This window comes from Gordonia sp. SID5947, assembly GCF_009862785.1.
In the GTDB taxonomy this organism is placed as follows: Bacteria; Actinomycetota; Actinomycetes; order Mycobacteriales; family Mycobacteriaceae; genus Gordonia.
In genome coordinates this window covers 2345275-2361903 of record NZ_WWHU01000001.1, presented here as the reverse complement: position 1 = coordinate 2361903, position 16629 = coordinate 2345275, and the positions used below count along the sequence as shown (strand labels likewise).

Sequence of the window (16629 nt, the reverse complement as noted above, 5' to 3'; positions counted from 1 at the left end):
GGAAGCCAAGGACCGGAGGCCTGGGGAGTGGAACTCACCGAAAACATCCTGTGGCTGCTCAAGCAGGCTTTCTACCACTCCTTGACCAGCGTCAACGATGCTGTCAGCGACCATGGCGTGACGACCGCGCAGATCGGTGTGCTGCGCCAGCTGAGCGAGGAGCCCGGCCTCTCCGGCGCCGAGCTGGCCCGCCGGCTGCTCATCACCCCGCAGGGGGTGCAGCTCGCGATCACCGCACTGGAACGACGCGGCCTGGTGGTGCGTGAGCAGGACAAGGAGCACGCGCGCATCCTGCGTGCCCGCCTGAGCCCCGAGGGCGAGGAACTGGCGGCGGTGGTTCTCGCCGAAGCGTTGAAGGCGCACGCTGAGGTGTTCGACGTTCTCGACGCCGAGGAGCAGGAGACCCTGCGGGATCTGCTCTCACGGATCGTGGAGAAGGGCACCGGGCACGAGTTCCGGCGGGATCACGTCAAGGGCTGACGCCAACTCGCCACGTCGCAGAAGCATTACGCGCGCCATGTGACAAGTACTTGAGATAAATGACAAGTACTTGATACGTTGTTTCTCGGACCGACGTAGGGAGGCGAGATGCGGGCTGTGGCTGTGGAGGATGTGGACGGCCGCGATGTCGGTGACGGTTTCACCGCTCTCGACGTCACCGAGATCGTGCGCGAGGGCACCGACGCGGTGTCGCTCGTCCTTGCCGTGCCGACCCGTCTCGCGAGTGAGTTCTCCTATCGGGCCGGCCAATTCCTCACCCTCAAAGTGACTGTGAACGGCACCGAACACCGTCGGAATTATTCGATGTCGTCCTCGCCGCTGGGCGGAGCAGATCTGCGGATCACCGTGAAGCGTGACGGTGCGGGCGTGGTCTCCAACTGGATCAACGACCATGTCGAGGTGGGTGACCGGATCCACGCGGCCCGCCCGCCGGCCATTTCGTGCTGACGGAGAGTGACAGGGAGATCGTCGCGTTTGCGGGCGGAAGTGGTGTCACGCCGGTCTTCTCGCTCGTCACCACCGCCCTCGCCGGAACTACGCGAGCGACCAGGTTGTTGTATGCGAACCGGTCGCGCGACTCGGTGATCTTCGCCGACGCCCTGCGCGAGCTCGTCGCCGATAACCCGGAACGCTGTTCGGTCGAGCATCACTGGGATGAGGATTCGGGGGTACTGACGGCAGACAAGATCACGGCCTTCGTCGCGGGCGCAGGTGACGCGGACTACTACATCTGTGGTCCGGCGCCTTTCATGGATGCTGTGGAAGCAGCTCTCGTCGCCGCCGCGGTTCCCCCTGGCCGTATCCATCTGGAACGGTTCACCGTCGCGGTGCCGTCGGATTCGACGGCAGCGACCTCGGAGACCGTCGAGGTCACGATCGAGCTCGGCGGCAGTACCACCACGGTGGCTCATCGGCCAGGACGCACGCTCTTGCAGACGGCGCGGTCGGCGGGCCTGCGTGCGCCATCGTCGTGTGAAACAGGCTCGTGTGGAACGTGTATCGCCCGTGTCGTAGAGGGCAGCGCCACGATGCTCAACAACGACGCGCTCGACGACGACGAGGTGGAGGCGGGTCTGATCGTGACCTGTCAGTCGTTGCCGACCAGCCCGACCATCAAGGTGATCTACGAATAGGAAGTGATCAACATGCAATCGTTGAGGTACGTGCGGTGACCCGGGTTGCGGTCGTGACCGGCGGCGCATCCGGGATGGGCGAGGCAACCTGTCATGAATTGGGGCGACTCGGCAACCGGGTCGCAGTGCTGGACATGGATGAGGGAGGTACCCAACGCGTCGTGGAAGATCTGCGGGCACAGGGCGTGCCGGCTCTGGGAATCGCGACCGACGTGACGAACCGGGCATCGGTCGATGATGCGTTCGCCAAGGTGCGGAGCGAGCTCGGCCCCGTGGAGATCCTCGTGACGAGTGCGGGACTCGTGGGATTCTCACCCTTTCTGGAGATCGATGCGCAGTCCTGGGGCCGACTCATCGACGTGAACCTGACCGGAACGTTTCACTGCTGCCAGGCGGCCATCCCGGACATGATCAAGACGGGTTGGGGTCGGATCGTGATGATCTCGTCGTCGAGTGCGCAACGCGGATCACCTGGCATGGCCCACTATGCTGCGGCCAAGGGCGGGGTCATCAGCTTGACGAAATCCCTTGCCCGAGAATATGCATCGGTCGGCATCACGGTGAACAACATCCCGCCGTCGGGCATCGAGACACCCATGCAGCACCAATCGCAGGCGCAAGGGCATCTCCCGCCCAACGAAACGATGGCCACCGCCATCCCGGTGGGTCATCTCGGTACCGGTGACGACATCGCCGCTGCCGTGGGCTTCTTGTCGTCGGAGGCGGCCGGTTACATCACCGGTCAGGTGCTCGGCGTGAACGGTGGCTCGATTCTGTGAACATCCCAGAATCGTGTAGAGGTGTGATCCTTGACCGACCGCACGGAGGTTGCTGTGGGCAAATGGACTAAACCGGCAGAGGGAAGCTGGACCGAACACTATCCGGAGTTGGGTGGCACCGGGCCGATCCCGTTCCAGGATTCGATCTCTCCCGCGTTCTACGAACTCGAGCGTGAAGCCATCTTCAAGCGGGCCTGGCTGAATGTCGGCCGGGTGGAAGAGATTCCTGAACCCGGTGGCTACGTGACCAAGGAGATCGAGGCGGCCGCCGCATCGGTTCTGCTCGTCCGAGGTGATGATGAGCAGATCCGCGCCTTCTACAACCTCTGCCGACATCGCGGTCACAAGCTGGTGTGGCGCGATTTCCACGGGGCCGAGGTGGCCGGCCGATGTAGCAGGTTCACCTGCCGCCGGTGCGGGTGGGAGTACGGGTTGAACGGTGCGCTGACATACGTGCCCAACGAGTCTGGGTTCGTCGGGTTCCGTAAGGCCGATCACGCCTTGAGCCCGGTCAGATGTGATGTCTGGAACGGATTCGTTTTCATCAACTTCGATCCGGAGCCCCGGCAGGAGTTGCGTGACTTCCTGGGGCCCATGATCACCGGCCTCGACGACTACCCGTTCGACAAGTTGACCGAACGGTACGAATGGGTCGCCCACAACAACAGCAACTGGAAGATCTTCGCCGACGCTTTCCAGGAGTACTATCACGTACCTTCCCTGCACACCCAGCAGGTTCCGCCCGAAGTTCGAGTTCCCAACGCCGAGTTCGAGTGTGCGCACTTCCAGATCGACGGTCCCCATCGCATGGTGTCCACCGCAGGTACACGCAGGTGGCTCCTCCCGCCGGAGTACATGTACCCGATCGAACGTGCGACCCGGAGCGGACTCGTCGGCCCCTGGCGCACCCCGGACATCGGCCCGATGCCGGCAGGACTGAATCCGGGGGGCATCGAGTCATGGGGCATCAGCAACTTCCAGATCTTCCCGAACACCGAGATCCTGATCTACGGCGGATGGTTTCTGCTGTACCGCTATTGGCCGACGTCGCACAACACACACCGGTTCGAGGCGTACACGTATTTCCATCCTGCGCGGACCGTTCGCGAGCGGGTGGAGCACGAGGTTGCCTCGGTGGTGCTGAAGGAGTTCGCGCTGCAGGACGCCGGCATGCTCGGCGGCACGCAGGCTGCGCTGGAGACCGACATCGTCGACGACTTTCCCTTGAGCGATCAGGAGATATTGGTGCGACACCTGCACAAGACGGCTGTGGATTGGGTCGCCGATCACCAGCGGGAGCATCGGTTGCCGGAGGTGGGTTCATGAGTGAGCGGATGTTGCCCAGCGCCTTTGCCGAACTCGAGGAATTTGCCCCGATCTGGTGCCTGGCGACCGAGAACGAGCGTTGGGAGAAGCGGACCACCAGCACCATGGGTGCGATGCAAGAGTTCTGCGATGCCTTTTTCCCTCGCCTCGAAGAGGCGATCGATCACTGCGACAAGTTCGATCTGAACGAGCTGCCGGAGGACGTACTCAACCTCCTACGGCTGGTGTACTCGCTCGTGATGGTGTCCATGGCAGTCGAGATCATGCATCAGCCTGTGCCCGTGGACTCCGCGGACGCCGTCATGGTTCGGAGCTTCGAGCCTCTGCCATGACCTCCGCCACAACGATTTCGAGTTCACTCCGTCAGAAGGGACAACGATGAGCCTGCTCACCATCAACAAACTCACCGATACGGTAGGTGCCGAGGTCACCGGTCTGGATCCGGGCAACCTTGCGGCCGACGACCCGATCGCCGACGCGATCCTCGAGGCCCTTGAGGACAACGGGGTCCTGGTGTTTCCAGAGCTGCATCTCGCTCCAGAGACGCAGGTGGACTTTTGCCGGCGTCTGGGTGAGATCGATCGGAGCAACGACGGGCACCATCCGGTTTCGGGTATCTATCCGATCACCCTCGACAAGTCGAAGACGACATCGGCCTCGTATCTGCGCGGGACGTTCGATTGGCACATCGACGGATGTACGCCGATGGGTGACGAATGTCCGCAGCGGGCCACCGTGCTGTCGGCACGTCAGGTTGCCGACCGGGGAGGGGAGACGGAGTTCGCCAGCGCCTACAAGGCGTATGAGGCGCTGAGTGTCGAGCTGCGCGAACGCGTGGATTCGTTGCGCGTGGTGCACTCACTCGAGGCATCCCAGCGGCGCGTCACCCCCGACCCCGGTCCGGAGTTGCTGGCACGGTGGCGGGAGCGCCCGACGCACGAGCACCCGCTCGTGTGGACCCATCGAAGTGGACGTAAATCATTGGTATTGGGTGCCTCTGCGGACTACGTCGTGGACTTGGATCTCGACGAGGGTCGTGCGCTGCTGGCGGACCTGTTGGCAACGGCGACGGAGACCGACAAGGTCTACAGTCACGGCTGGTCGGTGGGCGACATGGTCATCTGGGACAACCGCGGCGTCCTCCATCGAGCCGCTCCGTATGACCCGGATTCCCCACGGGAGATGCTGCGCACCACCGTGCTCGGCGATGAACCCATCCAGTGACCGGCGTTCCACCGACCGTCGATGCGCATGTGAGAAGGAGTTATCGATGTCCAAGACGGTTCTCCTCGTCGAAACGGCGAGGCGCGTCGATCTGATCCCCGAAGCTTCGTGCTGACGCGATGCGGCTGACACCTTTGCCGGCCGAGGAATGGGATGATCCGGTCCGCGGTGCTCTGTCGGTGATGCTGACCGCGGACCGGATCAACCCGGCCTCGGCCGGAAACATGTTGGGCACCATGGTGCGCAATCCCGCACTGACGCGCGCATATCTGGAGTTCAATGCGCACGTCCTGCGTACCTCGGCATTGTCGGACCGGATACGTGAGATCGCCGTGTTGCGGATCGTCCACTTGCGCCGATGCTCGTATCTCTGGGACCACCACGTGCCGATCGCCGAACGCGGCGGTCTCTCTCGAAGAGAGATCGGTGACCTGGCGCGCGGGGTGACGAGCAACGCGTCTGATGACTGCGTGGTGGCCGCGGTGGACGAGCTCCACGCCGACGCCGAGGTGACCGACGAGACCTGGGAGCGTCTGGCAGACTTCCTCGACGAGCGGCAGCGGATGGACCTCGTCTTCACCGTGGGGTGTTACGACCTCCTGGCCATGGCGGTCAAGACATTCGGGATCGAGAACGAATGATCTCGGCGACCGACGTGGCCAGGGACGCCGGTCAGTGCTCCGCGGTCACCTCCAGGAACCTCATCGCCGGCGGTGGGTCCATCTGCATGGAGTCCGACATCGTGATCGACCCGTCGCGCGCTGCTGCGGACAGCCGCTTGGCGACGTCGGTGAGATCGTCTGCCTCGATCTCGTAGTACGAGATGAACGAGCCGTCGCCGTCGAGCTGCTTCATGAGGCGTCCCGACACGAATCCCTCGAGCGCGAGCACTTCCGGGATGTGTACTTCTGCGTACCATTTGCCGAACTCTTCGGCCCGCTCGGGGGAACTCGCTCGACTCTCGACCAGCAGGGCGCCTTTTGCCATCTGTTTCTCCTTCTCGTGTAACTGTTTACCGATTGATCACGCGTCGTAATCGACGACGGTCGTCTCCGTGTCGGGGACGGCCTGGCAGGTCAGCACGTACCCGTCCTCGATCTCGTCGTCCTCGAGTGCGTCGTTGACACGCATGGTGGCGGTTCCTTCATCGAGGTGGGCCATACAGGTCGCACAGTTTCCTGCCTCGCACGAGAACGGTGGGGTCAGCCCGGCGCGGCGTCCGGTCTCCAGCAAGGTCTCATTCGGCTTTCGGTCGACGGTGACCTTCTTGCGCCCGAGCTTTATGGTGATCGTGCCGGTGACGGTGCCCGCATCCACGGATGTCGTTGCCCCTGTACCGGATTCCGCCCGGTTAGCATCCGCGTCGGAGCTCGCATCGTCGGATCCCGCATCATCGGAGCCCGCGACCGGCAGAGCCGCAACGGCACCGAAGCGTTCGATGTGGATGGATCCTCCTGCGGGCAGAACCGTTTCGACCAGATCCATGAACGGCTCGGGGCCGCATACGTAGAAGTCGGCGTCGAGGTCGTCGCCGATGAAGTCGCGGACGGCCGATCCGGTGAGAAAGCCGTTCTGCTCGTCGAGGCTACGGACCACCGAAAGCCTGCCCGCATACTGCGTCTCCAGTTCGGCCATCGCCGAATCGAAGATGACGGACTCCTGATCACGGTCGGCGCAGAGCAACCGCACCGGGCGGTCGGTGGTCGCGAGGGCGGACTTGACGATCGAATAGATCGGGGTGACGCCACTACCGCCGCTGAAGCCGACGATCGGCGTGGTGTTCTCGGTGAGGCAGAAGAGACCGGCGGGGCGGGACATGTCGATGACGTCACCCTCCCCGAGGTTGTCCAGGAGCCAGTTCGACACCCGGCCACCCGCTACCCGTTTGACGGTGGTCGCCAGTTCGCTGTCGGTCTCGGGCGAGCTGGACATCGAGTAGGAGCGGTAGAGCTCCTCGCCGTCGACGGTCACGCGGAAGGTGCAGAACTGTCCCGCCCTGTAGGTCACCGGCCCGCTCTCCGGAGCGAGCACGTACGTACGTGCGTCGTCGGTCTCCTTGACCACCCGCGTCACGGTCGCTTGCTGGAACAGTGGAGGTCTCGCCACGGTCCGTCCTCTCGATATTGAGATTCTGCCTCTGTGAGAACTATATTCTCTCATTGAGGTACGATCTTCTCAAGGTGCTCGCGGAGATCGCTCTGATCCGACCGGGACCTGTCCGAAAGGGGTGATGGCGTGACGGAGGCAGTGGCCCTCGCCTTCGACGACGCGACCTATACCCTGCGGCAACTCGATGAGCTCGCCGGTGGCCTCGCGGCGGAACTCTCGGCAACCGGGGTGGGACGCGGCGCGCGGGTGGCGCTGATGTCGTCCAATCGGCCCGAATTCGTGGTCGCGGTGCGGGCCATCTGGCGGCTCCGAGCGGCCGTGGTGCTGATCAGTCCCGCGTGGCGAACCGCCGAGGTCTCCCACGCTCTCGCGGTCTCGGAAGCAACGCACGCGGTCGGGGACAACGGCGTCCTCGCCGGCCTGATGACGATGCGCGACCTCGACGAGGCGATCGTGCCGCGGGCCGCCGACCTCGCCGAACCGCATCCCGACGACGACGCCGTTCTCGTGTTCAGTTCGGGAACGACCGGGATGCCCAAGGCCGTCCGGCACACCCACGCGTCCTTCGGTGCCGCGGTACGGCATTGGCGTGGTGCGCTGGGGCTGACCGCCGAGGACCGCATCCAGGTGCTCACCCCGCCGTCGCACATCCTCGGTCTCCTCAACATCGTCACCGCACTCGACACCGGGGCGTGGGTCCGCCTGCACCGTCGTTTCGACCTCGACACCATGCTCGGACACATCGTGACCGACCGGATCACCGTGGAGATGGCGGTTGCACCGATCGCGCTGGCGATCGCATCACATCCGGATCTGGAGAGTTTCGATCTCTCCTCTCTCCGCTACATCATGTGGGGCGCAACGCCGGTGACGTCGAGCGTCGCACAGGAGGTCACCCGGCGCACCGGTGTCGGGTGGCTGCCGGCCTATGGCGCCAGCGAGGTTCCGGTGATCGCGTGTAACCCGCTCGATGACGTCCGGCTCGACACCGTGGGCCGCGTGGTCCCGGGGGTGGAGGTGCGGGTCGTCGACCTCGAGACGCACGTGCCGACACCACCCGGGGTGCCCGGCGAGATCGTGGTGCGGTCACCGTCGCTGATGGCCGGGTACCTGCCCGACTCCGAGAACGACGACGCCTTCGTCGAGGGCTGGTATCGCACCGGTGACGTCGGTGTGTTGGACGACGGCTGGATCACCCTCGTCGACCGCTCGAAGGAGATGATCAAGGTCCGGGGGTTCCAGGTGGCGCCGGCGGAGATCGAGGCCGTGCTGCATGGACATCCCGCGGTTGCCGATTGCGCGGTGTTCGGTGTCGACGACGGGGTCGGCGGCGAGCGCATCGTCGCGGCGGTACGGACCGTGACACCCATCGAGCCCGATGCGCTCATCGACCTGGTCGGCACATCGCTGGCCACCTACAAACGACCGAGCGAGATCACTTTCGTCGACGACATCCCTCGGCTGCCGTCCGGCAAGGTGCTGCGCCGGGTGCTGAGAGACACGGCAGTGAAGTCGGATCGTTGAAGGAGAGCAATGGATGTACGCCTGACAAGTGAGCAGTCGCAATTGCGTGATGCGGCAGCCAAACTGGCCGACGACCTGGGTCCGGGGTCGGTGGCCGATCTCGACGATTCCGCGCGCCGGGACCGGCTGGCGGCCGCGATCGATCGGACGGGCTGGTGCAGTCTTCGCTCCGACGGGGCCTCCGGTGTCGAGGTCGCGATCGTCGCCGAGGAGTTCGGCAGGGGACTGGTTGACGCGGCCTTCTTCGGACCGGTTCTCGCCGACGACCTGCTCCGGTACACCGGCGACGCCGAGGCGGCCGCAACCCTGGCGATCGACGGCGTCGCCCCCGATGCCGGGGGGCGCGATCGGGTGGTGACCCTCGACGGAGTGACCGTTCGGCAGGGCCAGGCAGACGGCCTCGTGCCGTCGGAGGACCTCACTCGGGTGGCAAAGACCGTGGGCGCGATGAGTGACCCGCCGATCGCGATGCTGTCCGACGACGACGCACAACGCTTCCGCGCGCTCGCGCTGGTGGTCACCGCCGCCGACATCCTCGGTGCGGCCCGCGGCGCTCAGGCGCTGGCCTGTGATTACGCCAAGATCCGGGAGCAGTACGGAAAGACGATCGGTTCGTATCAGGCTGTGGGACACATGCTTGCCGAGAGCCTCGCGCTCCTCGAGGGATCGGCTAGCATCCTCCGCCATGCCGCGTGGGCGGTGGACGAACTGGAACCCGGCGCGGCCGTCGGAGCCGCCCAGATGGCCAAACTGTACTGCGCGCGATCCGCCCGAACCGTGTGCGAGAACTCGATTCAAGTGCACGGTGGCATCGGGAACACGTGGGAATGCCTCGCACACGTACACCTGCGGCGAGTTCTGGTCTCGGCCGAGAACTTTCCGGTGAGCCTGAAGGAGATCGACCTTGGACTATCGTGATTCCACCGACGAAGGCGCGTTCCGCGACCGGCTGCGGGCCTGGCTCGCCGAGCACGCAACCGACTTCCCGACCTCCGGTGACGAATACTGGGCCCGCCAGGGTGAATGGCATCAAGCGCTGTACGAGGCGGGCTTCTTCGGCCTCTCCTGGCCGGCGAGGTTCGGCGGCCACGACCTGCCGCCGGTCTATGACGTGATCCTCGACGAGGAGATCGCTCGGGCCGGGGCGCCACCGCGACCGAGCCTTGGTTACCTCTTGCACGGGCTGGGGCGACACGCGAGTCCCGAACTGCAGGAACGGTTTCTACCAGGGATGATCAACGGCACCGAACGCTGGTGCCAGGGATTCTCGGAACCCGGTGCGGGATCGGACCTGGCGTCGCTGCGTACCACTGCGACTCGTGAGGGCGACGACTACGTCATCCACGGGCACAAGATCTGGACGAGCTATTCCGATGTCGCCGACTGGTGTCTGTTGCTGGCCCGCACCGATCCCGACGCACCTCGGCACCGGGGCATCTCGGCGTTCATCATCTCGATGAAGCAAAAGGGGATCGAACAGCGGCCACTCACGATGATGTCCGGCATCACCACGGAATTCGGTCAGGTCCTGTTCGACGGCGCGCGCGTGCCCGCAGACCAGATGATCGGGGCGCCGGGCGAGGGTTGGGCACTCGCGATGACTGTGGTCGGGCACGAGCGGGAACCGTCGACGCTGGGTTACGTCGCGCGGTACGGCAAGCTCGTCCGGCACCTGGCCAAGAGATCCGAGGATTATTCCGAGGAGATCGCCTGGGCCGCAGTGCAGACCGAGATGCTTCGGCTGCATGTCCGCCGACGTCTGTCCGAGCAGCTCGACGGGGTGTCGCACACCTCGGAGGGCTCCCTGGACAAACTGTTGATGACCTGGGTCGATCAGTCCGTCGGTCATGCGGCCGTGTCGGTCGGCGGGACGAAGGACCCGGAGTTGTTGAGCGCGTACCTGTACAGCCGTGCGCAGAGTGTCATGGGTGGTACGTCGCAGATCCAGAAGAACATCATCTCATCGCGACTGCTCGGATTGGGAGTGTGACATGTACGGGATGCCCGAGGAGATCGAGGTCACCGCGCAGGGGCCGCTACGGATCATCACGCTGAACCGTCCGGATGCGCTCAATGCCGTCAACGACGCCCTACATTCGGGCCTGGCCGCACTGTGGACGCGACTGAGTGAGGATCCCGACGTCCGGGCCGCAGTCCTCACCGGCCGGGGAAAGGCGTTCTCGGCAGGTGGCGACTTCGGCTATCTCAAGGAACTCGGCGAGGATTCGACCTTGCGGGCCAAGACCATTCGTCACGGCCGCGAACTCGTGCTGGGCATGGCCAGGTGCCGGGTCCCGGTGATCAGCGCCGTCAACGGACCGGCGGTCGGTCTCGGATGCAGCCTCGTCGCCCTGAGTGACATGGTGTTCATGAATCCGACGGCCTACCTGGCAGACCCGCACGTCCAGGTCGGCCTGGTGGCGGCCGACGGCGGACCACTGACGTGGCCGCTGCAGATCAGTCTGTTGCAGGCCAAGGAGTTCGCGCTGACCGGCACACGGATCACCGCCGAGCGAGCGGTTGCGCTCGGACTGGCGAATCACGTGGTCGACGACCCGTTCGAGGCCGCGATCGGGTGTGCGAAAAAGATGATGGAGCTGCCGCAGCAGGCCGTCGAGTCCACCAAGCGGATGCTGAACATCCACCTGGAACGGTCGGTGCTGGCGAGCCTCGACTACGCGAACGCGGCAGAGGATCTCTCGTTCCAGACCGACGACTTCCGGGCCACCATCGAGCGGCTGACCGCACCCAAGAGCTAGAACGTTCTGGCCGCACTTTCCGTGTCCGGCCGCAGCATCAGCTGCAAGCCGGAACACGCAAGTGCGGCCAGAATCCTGTGGATACTCACCGAAGGGTGGCGAGCAGGTCCTCGGAACGTTGGATTGTGCCGGTGATGCCGTCGGCACGCTGTGCGGCAAGGATCGTCGCGGCTCGGCCCATCGTCTCCGGGGCCTCCACCATCTCCGGTGGCATCTCTTGTCCGCCGCCGGCCGCCTGCCATCCCTCGGTGAGGACCACACGGGCGGGGCTCAGGCAGTTGACCGCGACGTCGTCGTCGCGAAGGTCATGTGCCAGGCCGAGATAGAGCCGCTCGACGGCGGCCTTGGACACCCAGTACGCATTCGCGCCGCGATCGATCATCCCGACGCCGCTGGTGGTGACCGCGATGAGCGATCCGCCGCCCTGGGCGCGCAGATGCGGGATCGCGGCTTTGGTCACCAGAAACGTGCCGGTCAGGTTCACGTCGAGGCAGAGTTGCCATCGTTTGAGTGGCGTCGACTCCACCGGGCCGAGCCACAAGACGCCGGCGTTCGCGACCACGATGTCGACGCCGCCGAACTCGCCGATGGTGGCATCGAACGCGGATGCCACCGATTGTTCGTCGGTGATGTCGCACGCGACGGCGAGGGCGGCACCGCCGGACGCCGTGATCGACTCGGCGACATCGTGGATCGTGCCGGGCACACGCCCCGCCGTCTCGGTGCGGGCCGCCACCGCCACCGCGGCACCGGCCGAGGCCAGTGCCGCGGCGACGGCCGCCCCGATACCCCGGCTCGCGCCGGCGACAAGGGCGACCTTGCCGTCGAGGAGGGTCACTTCGGCGGGAACCGCAGCGCGCCGTCGAGACGGATCACCTCGCCGTTGAGGTAGTCGTTCGCGCAGATGTGCTCGACCAGTCCGGCGTACTCCGGTGACTGCCCCATGCGCTTTGGCCATGGCACCTGTTTGCCCCAGTGTTCCTCGAGCTGGTCGGCGTGCTTGCCGTAGGCCGGGGTGTTGAACGTTCCCGGCGCGATGGTGACCACCCGGATACCCAACGGGGAGAGGTCACGTGCGGCGACCAGCGTCATGCCGACGACACCTCCCTTGGCCGCCGAGTAGGGGAGCTGCCCGATCTGACCCTCGTACGCCGCGATCGACGCGGTGTTGACGATCACGCCGCGGCCCGTGTCGGTGGCCTCCTGACGAGCGATCGCGGCCGCCGACAAGCGCATGACGTTGAACACACCCGTGAGATAGACGTCGATCGTGGTCCGGAAGCCGTCGAGATCCAAAGGGCTACCGTCTTTTCCGACAAGACGTCCACCGGAGGCCGGGCCGCCGTGGGTGTCCACGGAAATCCGCAGCGGGGCGGCTTCCTCGGCCTCGGCGATCGCGGCGTTGACGTCCTCGGTCGATGTCGCGTCGGTCCGGACGTACCGGACGCCGAGTTCGGCCTCGAGTTCCTTGCCCTTCTCGTCGGCGAGGTCTGCCACCACCACACGCGCTCCCGCGGCGTGTAGCCGGCGGACCGTGGCCTCGCCCAGTCCGCCGGCGCCACCGACCACCAGTGCTGAAGTGCCCGCGATATCCATTCGCATTTCCCTTCTTGCGACTACGACTCTCTCTCTGAGAGAATAATGTTCTCATGAACATCATTATGATCCTCGAAATGACGTCAGAAGTCGATGACAGATTGGTCGTCACCTCCGGCGGGCGCTCCGTGACCGCGGTGGAACTCTCCGCCCTGGCGCGGCGGGCGGCGCATTCGTTCGCCGGGCATTCGGCCGTTCTCTATGAAGGCGTCAACGACCTCGCATACCCCGTTGCGTTGTTCGGGGCGGCATTCGCCGGTATCCCGTTCGTGCCGCTCAACTACCGGCTCAGCGACACGGCACTTGCGGGGCTTGAGGGCAAGCACCCCGACGCGGTGATTCTGCGTTCCGACGACCTCGACGGCTGGCTCGCGGAACTCGACGACCTCCCCGATCCGCGACCGGAGGATCTGGTCGCGGACCTGTCGGATCCGGACGCCGTCGCCGTTGTGATCTATACGAGCGGCACCACGTCGGAGCCCAAGGCCGCTGTCCTGCGTCAGCGGCACCTGCTCGCGTATGTGTTCAACACGCTCGAGTTCAACTCGGCAGCGGTCGAGGACGCGGCGCTCGTGGCGGTGCCGCCGTATCACATCGCCGGGCTGACGAACCTCATGTCGAATCTGTACACCGGGCGGCGCATCGTCTACGCCACGGGATTCGATGCCACGCAATGGATCGATACCGTCCGGTCGGAGTCGGTCACGCACGCGATGCTGGTGCCCACGATGCTCGCCCGGGTGATCGACGCGCTGCCTCCTGACGGCGTTGGCCTGCCGTCGTTGCGGAACCTGGCCTACGGCGGTGCGCGGACACCTCGATCCGTCATCGAGGGCGCGCTCAGAGCGCTGCCCGACACGGATTTCGTGAACGCCTACGGACTCACCGAGACGGCGTCGTCGATCGCGGTTCTCGCACCCGACGACCACCGGGTGGCCATCGATTCCGACGACGTCGCGATCCGCGGTCGTCTCGGATCCGTGGGGCGGCCGCTTCCGGGCATCGAGGTCGCCATCCGTGACGAGAACGGTGAGACGCTGCCTGTGGGTACCGAGGGACTCGTCTTCGTCCGGGGCGACCAGATCTCGGGTGAGTACGGCACGCGCAGCGTGCTCGACGCCGAGGGGTGGTTCCCGACAAGGGATCTCGGCCGACTCGACGCCGATGGCTATCTCTACATCGAGGGCCGTGCCGACGACACCATCATCCGCGGCGGTGAGAACATCGCACCCGCCGAGATCGAGGACGTGTTGATGGAGCATCCCGGTGTGGCCGAGGCCGCCGTCGTCGGTGTCGCCGACCCGGAATGGGGACAACGGCTCGTCGCCGTCGTCGTAGGCGAGGGTGACGTCGAGGAGATCAGGTCGTGGGTCCGTGCGCGGCTGCGCTCGTCGAAGACGCCGGATTCGATCGTCTTCACACCCGTGCTACCACGCACAGAGACCGGAAAGCTGTTGCGCCGGAACCTGATGAATGACCTGGCAATAGCTGATCAGAACCCCGAACTGGAGAAGAATCATGCCTGAAGCCGTCATCGTGTCCGCCCGGCGGACGCCGATCGGAACCGCATTCAAAGGATCGCTCCGAGACACCGATGCCTTCGATCTCGCCGAGCACGCCGTTGCCGCCGTGGTCGAGGATCTGGGTTCGGCGCCCGTCGACGACGTCATCCTGGGCGAAGGTCTGTACGGCGGTGGCGTGATCGCCCGGCACGCCGCGATCACCGCCGGTCTGGTCGACGTGCCGGGGCTCGCGGTCAACCGCCACTGTGCGGCAGGTCTGGCTGCGGTGCAGACCGCTGCGGGCAGTATCCGGGCGGGCATGGACACCTTGATCCTGGCCGGGGGTGTCAATTCCGCGTCCACGTCGCCGAAGTCGAAGTTCCGCGTGGGCGAGGATTGGATCGAGCCGTGGATGTCGCCGACGCATCCCAACCAGCCGGATGCGCCGAACAAGGACATGTCGATCACTGTTGGATGGAATTCGGCTGTCGCAGCCGGAATCTCGCGAACCGAGATGGACGAGTGGGCGCTGCGGTCGCACCGCAATGCGATCGCAGCGATCGACGCGGGGCGGTTCGACGACGAGGTCGTGCCGATCAAGACCGTGCACGGCCTGTTCTCCGTCGACGAACACCCGCGGCGCGAGACGAGCATGGAGAAGCTGGCATCGCTCAAGCCCCTGCACCCCGAGATCGACGGCTTCTCGATCACCGCGGGTAATGCGAGCGGGGCGAACGACGCTGCCGCGGTGCTGGCGATCGCCAGCGACGGACTGGGCCTGCCGGCGCTGGCCACGATACGTTCGTGGTCGTCGGTGGGTGTCGATCCGGCCCAGACCGGGCTGTCGCCGGTGACGGCGATCCCGAAGGCGCTCGACCGCGCCGGACTCTCGTTGTCCGACGTCGACCTCTTCGAGATCAACGAGGCCTTCGCCGCGAACTGTCTGGCGTGTGTCAAGCTGCTCGACATCGATCCGGAGATCGTCAACGTTAGTGGTAGCGGCTGTTCGCTGGGACACCCGGTGGCGGCGAGCGGCGCTCGCATGCTGACCACCCTGGTCTACGAATTGCGAAGGCGCGGAGGGGGTATCGGCGTCGCGTCGATGTGCGCCGGTGGCGGCATCGGATCGGCGACGGTCGTCGAGGTCCATGGCTGAGAAGAGTGTGTTGCGTGCGTCCGTCGACGAGCAGTTGGCGGCCGCGCGCGGCGGCTCGGCCAGAGCAGCGGGAAGGCTCCTCTCCCTGGTAGAGGGCACCGAGCGGGATGTCGTGCTGGAAGCGATAGGGCCCGCGACAGGCGCTGTCTCGACCATCGGGATAACCGGACCGCCGGGCGCCGGCAAATCGACCACGATCACGGCGCTCGTCGCCACCTATCGTTCAGACGGCAAGCGCGTCGCGGTCCTGGCGGTCGATCCCACCTCGCCGTACAGCGGTGGTGCGTTGCTGGGCGATCGGATCCGGATGACCCAGCACATCGACGACCGAGACGTGCTCATCCGGTCGATGGCGACACGCGGTCACCTCGGAGGTCTCGCCTCCGCGGTACCGGCCGCCATCCGGCTCCTGGAAGCGCTCCATTACGACGTCGTCCTCGTCGAGACCGTGGGAGTGGGCCAGTCGGAGGTGGAGGTCTCCGCCGTCGCGGACCCCACTGTCGTCATCCTCAATCCCGGTGCGGGAGATGCGGTTCAGGCGGCCAAGGCTGGCCTGCTCGAGGTCGCCGATCTGCTGGTCGTCAACAAGGCCGATCGCGAGGGCGCCGATCAGACCGTGCGTGATCTGCGTATGGAGTCGTCGGTGCCGGTGATGACACTGATCGCCTCGCGCGGCGAGGGGGTGGACGCACTCGTCGAGGCGGTCGAGAACCATCGGCGCGACGACGATCCGGTTCGGAGGGCGGCCCGACTGCGTGGCCAGATCCTGTCTCTCGCCATGACCCGGCTGCGCACGCACCCGGCATTGGCCGAACTCGTCGACGCCGTGGTGGCCGGCGGAATGGATCCGTACACGGCGGCCGAGAAGCTCATCGCACCCGTCTAGGGTTCACCCCGTCCTAGCCCCGCCGACAGCAACCACCATCTCGCCGACAGCAACCGAAAATGCGTCGACAGCAACCGAAAACGCGCCGACAGCAACGACCGATGGCGGGGCGAGACGGCCCCGTCGACGTGCCT

General features: G+C 65.5%; 17 protein-coding genes and 1 pseudogene. 14 read left to right on the top strand and 4 right to left on the bottom strand.

Annotation, left to right across the window (positions count from 1 at the left end; all coding sequences use genetic code 11):
* The first annotated feature begins 27 nt into the window (after positions 1-27).
* The 7 genes and pseudogenes from GTV32_RS10975 (at position 28) to GTV32_RS10945 (ending at position 5604) form a co-directional block, all read left to right on the top strand.
* The gene (locus GTV32_RS10975; RefSeq protein WP_161060351.1) at positions 28-480 is read left to right on the top strand and encodes a MarR family transcriptional regulator; all 453 of its coding nucleotides are present in this window, start codon (positions 28-30) and stop codon (positions 478-480) included.
* Between the two features lie 108 nt (positions 481-588).
* Positions 589-1634: pseudogene (locus GTV32_RS10970) on the top strand (ferredoxin--NADP reductase).
* A gap of 35 nt (positions 1635-1669) precedes the next feature.
* The gene (locus GTV32_RS10965; RefSeq protein ID WP_161060350.1) at positions 1670-2413 is read left to right on the top strand and encodes an SDR family NAD(P)-dependent oxidoreductase; all 744 of its coding nucleotides are present in this window, start codon (positions 1670-1672) and stop codon (positions 2411-2413) included.
* Positions 2414-2467: 54 nt separating this feature from the next.
* Positions 2468-3739: an aromatic ring-hydroxylating dioxygenase subunit alpha gene (locus GTV32_RS10960; protein ID WP_161062456.1), complete on the top strand. Its 1272-nt coding sequence runs from the start codon at positions 2468-2470 to the stop codon at positions 3737-3739.
* Positions 3736-4071: a hypothetical protein gene (locus GTV32_RS10955; protein WP_202421745.1), complete on the top strand. Its 336-nt coding sequence runs from the start codon at positions 3736-3738 to the stop codon at positions 4069-4071. Before GTV32_RS10960 ends, GTV32_RS10955 begins: the two co-directional genes overlap by 4 nt.
* Before the next feature lie 46 nt (positions 4072-4117).
* Complete coding sequence (locus tag GTV32_RS10950) at positions 4118-4963, top strand: TauD/TfdA family dioxygenase (RefSeq protein WP_161060349.1); 846 nt, start codon at positions 4118-4120, stop codon at positions 4961-4963.
* Between the two features lie 119 nt (positions 4964-5082).
* The gene (locus GTV32_RS10945; RefSeq protein WP_161060348.1) at positions 5083-5604 is read left to right on the top strand and encodes a carboxymuconolactone decarboxylase family protein; all 522 of its coding nucleotides are present in this window, start codon (positions 5083-5085) and stop codon (positions 5602-5604) included.
* Positions 5605-5635: 31 nt separating this feature from the next.
* On the opposite strand, the gene GTV32_RS10940 is transcribed toward GTV32_RS10945, so the two are convergent.
* Complete coding sequence (locus GTV32_RS10940; RefSeq protein ID WP_161060347.1) at positions 5636-5950, bottom strand: DUF4286 family protein; 315 nt, start codon at positions 5948-5950, stop codon at positions 5636-5638.
* Positions 5951-5986: 36 nt separating this feature from the next.
* Complete coding sequence (locus tag GTV32_RS10935; RefSeq protein ID WP_161060346.1) at positions 5987-7069, bottom strand: ferredoxin--NADP reductase; 1083 nt, start codon at positions 7067-7069, stop codon at positions 5987-5989.
* Between the two features lie 129 nt (positions 7070-7198).
* Here GTV32_RS10935 and GTV32_RS10930 point away from each other — a divergent pair, with 129 nt between their 5' ends.
* From GTV32_RS10930 to GTV32_RS10915, 4 genes are read left to right on the top strand one after another with little or no spacing between them, the layout of a single operon-like run.
* Entirely contained in the window at positions 7199-8596 is a 1398-nt protein-coding gene (locus tag GTV32_RS10930; protein WP_161060345.1) for an AMP-binding protein, read from the top strand.
* A gap of 9 nt (positions 8597-8605) precedes the next feature.
* Positions 8606-9514: an acyl-CoA dehydrogenase family protein gene (locus GTV32_RS10925; RefSeq protein WP_161060344.1), complete on the top strand. Its 909-nt coding sequence runs from the start codon at positions 8606-8608 to the stop codon at positions 9512-9514.
* Positions 9501-10586: an acyl-CoA dehydrogenase family protein gene (locus GTV32_RS10920; RefSeq protein ID WP_161060343.1), complete on the top strand. Its 1086-nt coding sequence runs from the start codon at positions 9501-9503 to the stop codon at positions 10584-10586. Before GTV32_RS10925 ends, GTV32_RS10920 begins: the two co-directional genes overlap by 14 nt.
* A 1-nt stretch (position 10587) precedes the next feature.
* Positions 10588-11355 (top strand): enoyl-CoA hydratase/isomerase family protein, encoded by a 768-nt coding sequence (locus tag GTV32_RS10915; protein WP_161060342.1) that lies wholly within the window; start codon positions 10588-10590, stop codon positions 11353-11355.
* A gap of 85 nt (positions 11356-11440) precedes the next feature.
* On the opposite strand, the gene GTV32_RS10910 is transcribed toward GTV32_RS10915, so the two are convergent.
* Together GTV32_RS10910 and GTV32_RS10905 are read right to left on the bottom strand one after the other, a co-directional pair.
* Positions 11441-12193, bottom strand: a complete 753-nt coding sequence (locus tag GTV32_RS10910; RefSeq protein ID WP_202422907.1) for an SDR family NAD(P)-dependent oxidoreductase — start codon at positions 12191-12193, stop codon at positions 11441-11443.
* Entirely contained in the window at positions 12190-12951 is a 762-nt protein-coding gene (locus tag GTV32_RS10905) for an SDR family NAD(P)-dependent oxidoreductase (protein ID WP_161060340.1), read from the bottom strand. Before GTV32_RS10905 ends, GTV32_RS10910 begins: the two co-directional genes overlap by 4 nt.
* A 53-nt stretch (positions 12952-13004) precedes the next feature.
* Between GTV32_RS10905 and GTV32_RS10900 the strand changes: the two genes are divergently transcribed.
* From GTV32_RS10900 to meaB, 3 genes are read left to right on the top strand one after another with little or no spacing between them, the layout of a single operon-like run.
* Positions 13005-14477 carry a fatty acid--CoA ligase family protein gene (locus GTV32_RS10900; RefSeq protein ID WP_161060339.1) on the top strand — a complete coding sequence of 491 codons (1473 nt, stop codon included), beginning with the start codon at positions 13005-13007 and terminating at the stop codon, positions 14475-14477.
* Positions 14470-15609 carry a thiolase family protein gene (locus GTV32_RS10895; RefSeq protein WP_161060338.1) on the top strand — a complete coding sequence of 380 codons (1140 nt, stop codon included), beginning with the start codon at positions 14470-14472 and terminating at the stop codon, positions 15607-15609. The genes GTV32_RS10900 and GTV32_RS10895 overlap by 8 nt, the downstream gene beginning before the upstream one ends.
* Entirely contained in the window at positions 15602-16495 is an 894-nt protein-coding gene (gene meaB, locus GTV32_RS10890) for a methylmalonyl Co-A mutase-associated GTPase MeaB (RefSeq protein WP_161060337.1), read from the top strand. Before GTV32_RS10895 ends, meaB begins: the two co-directional genes overlap by 8 nt.
* Positions 16496-16629 lie beyond the last annotated feature (134 nt).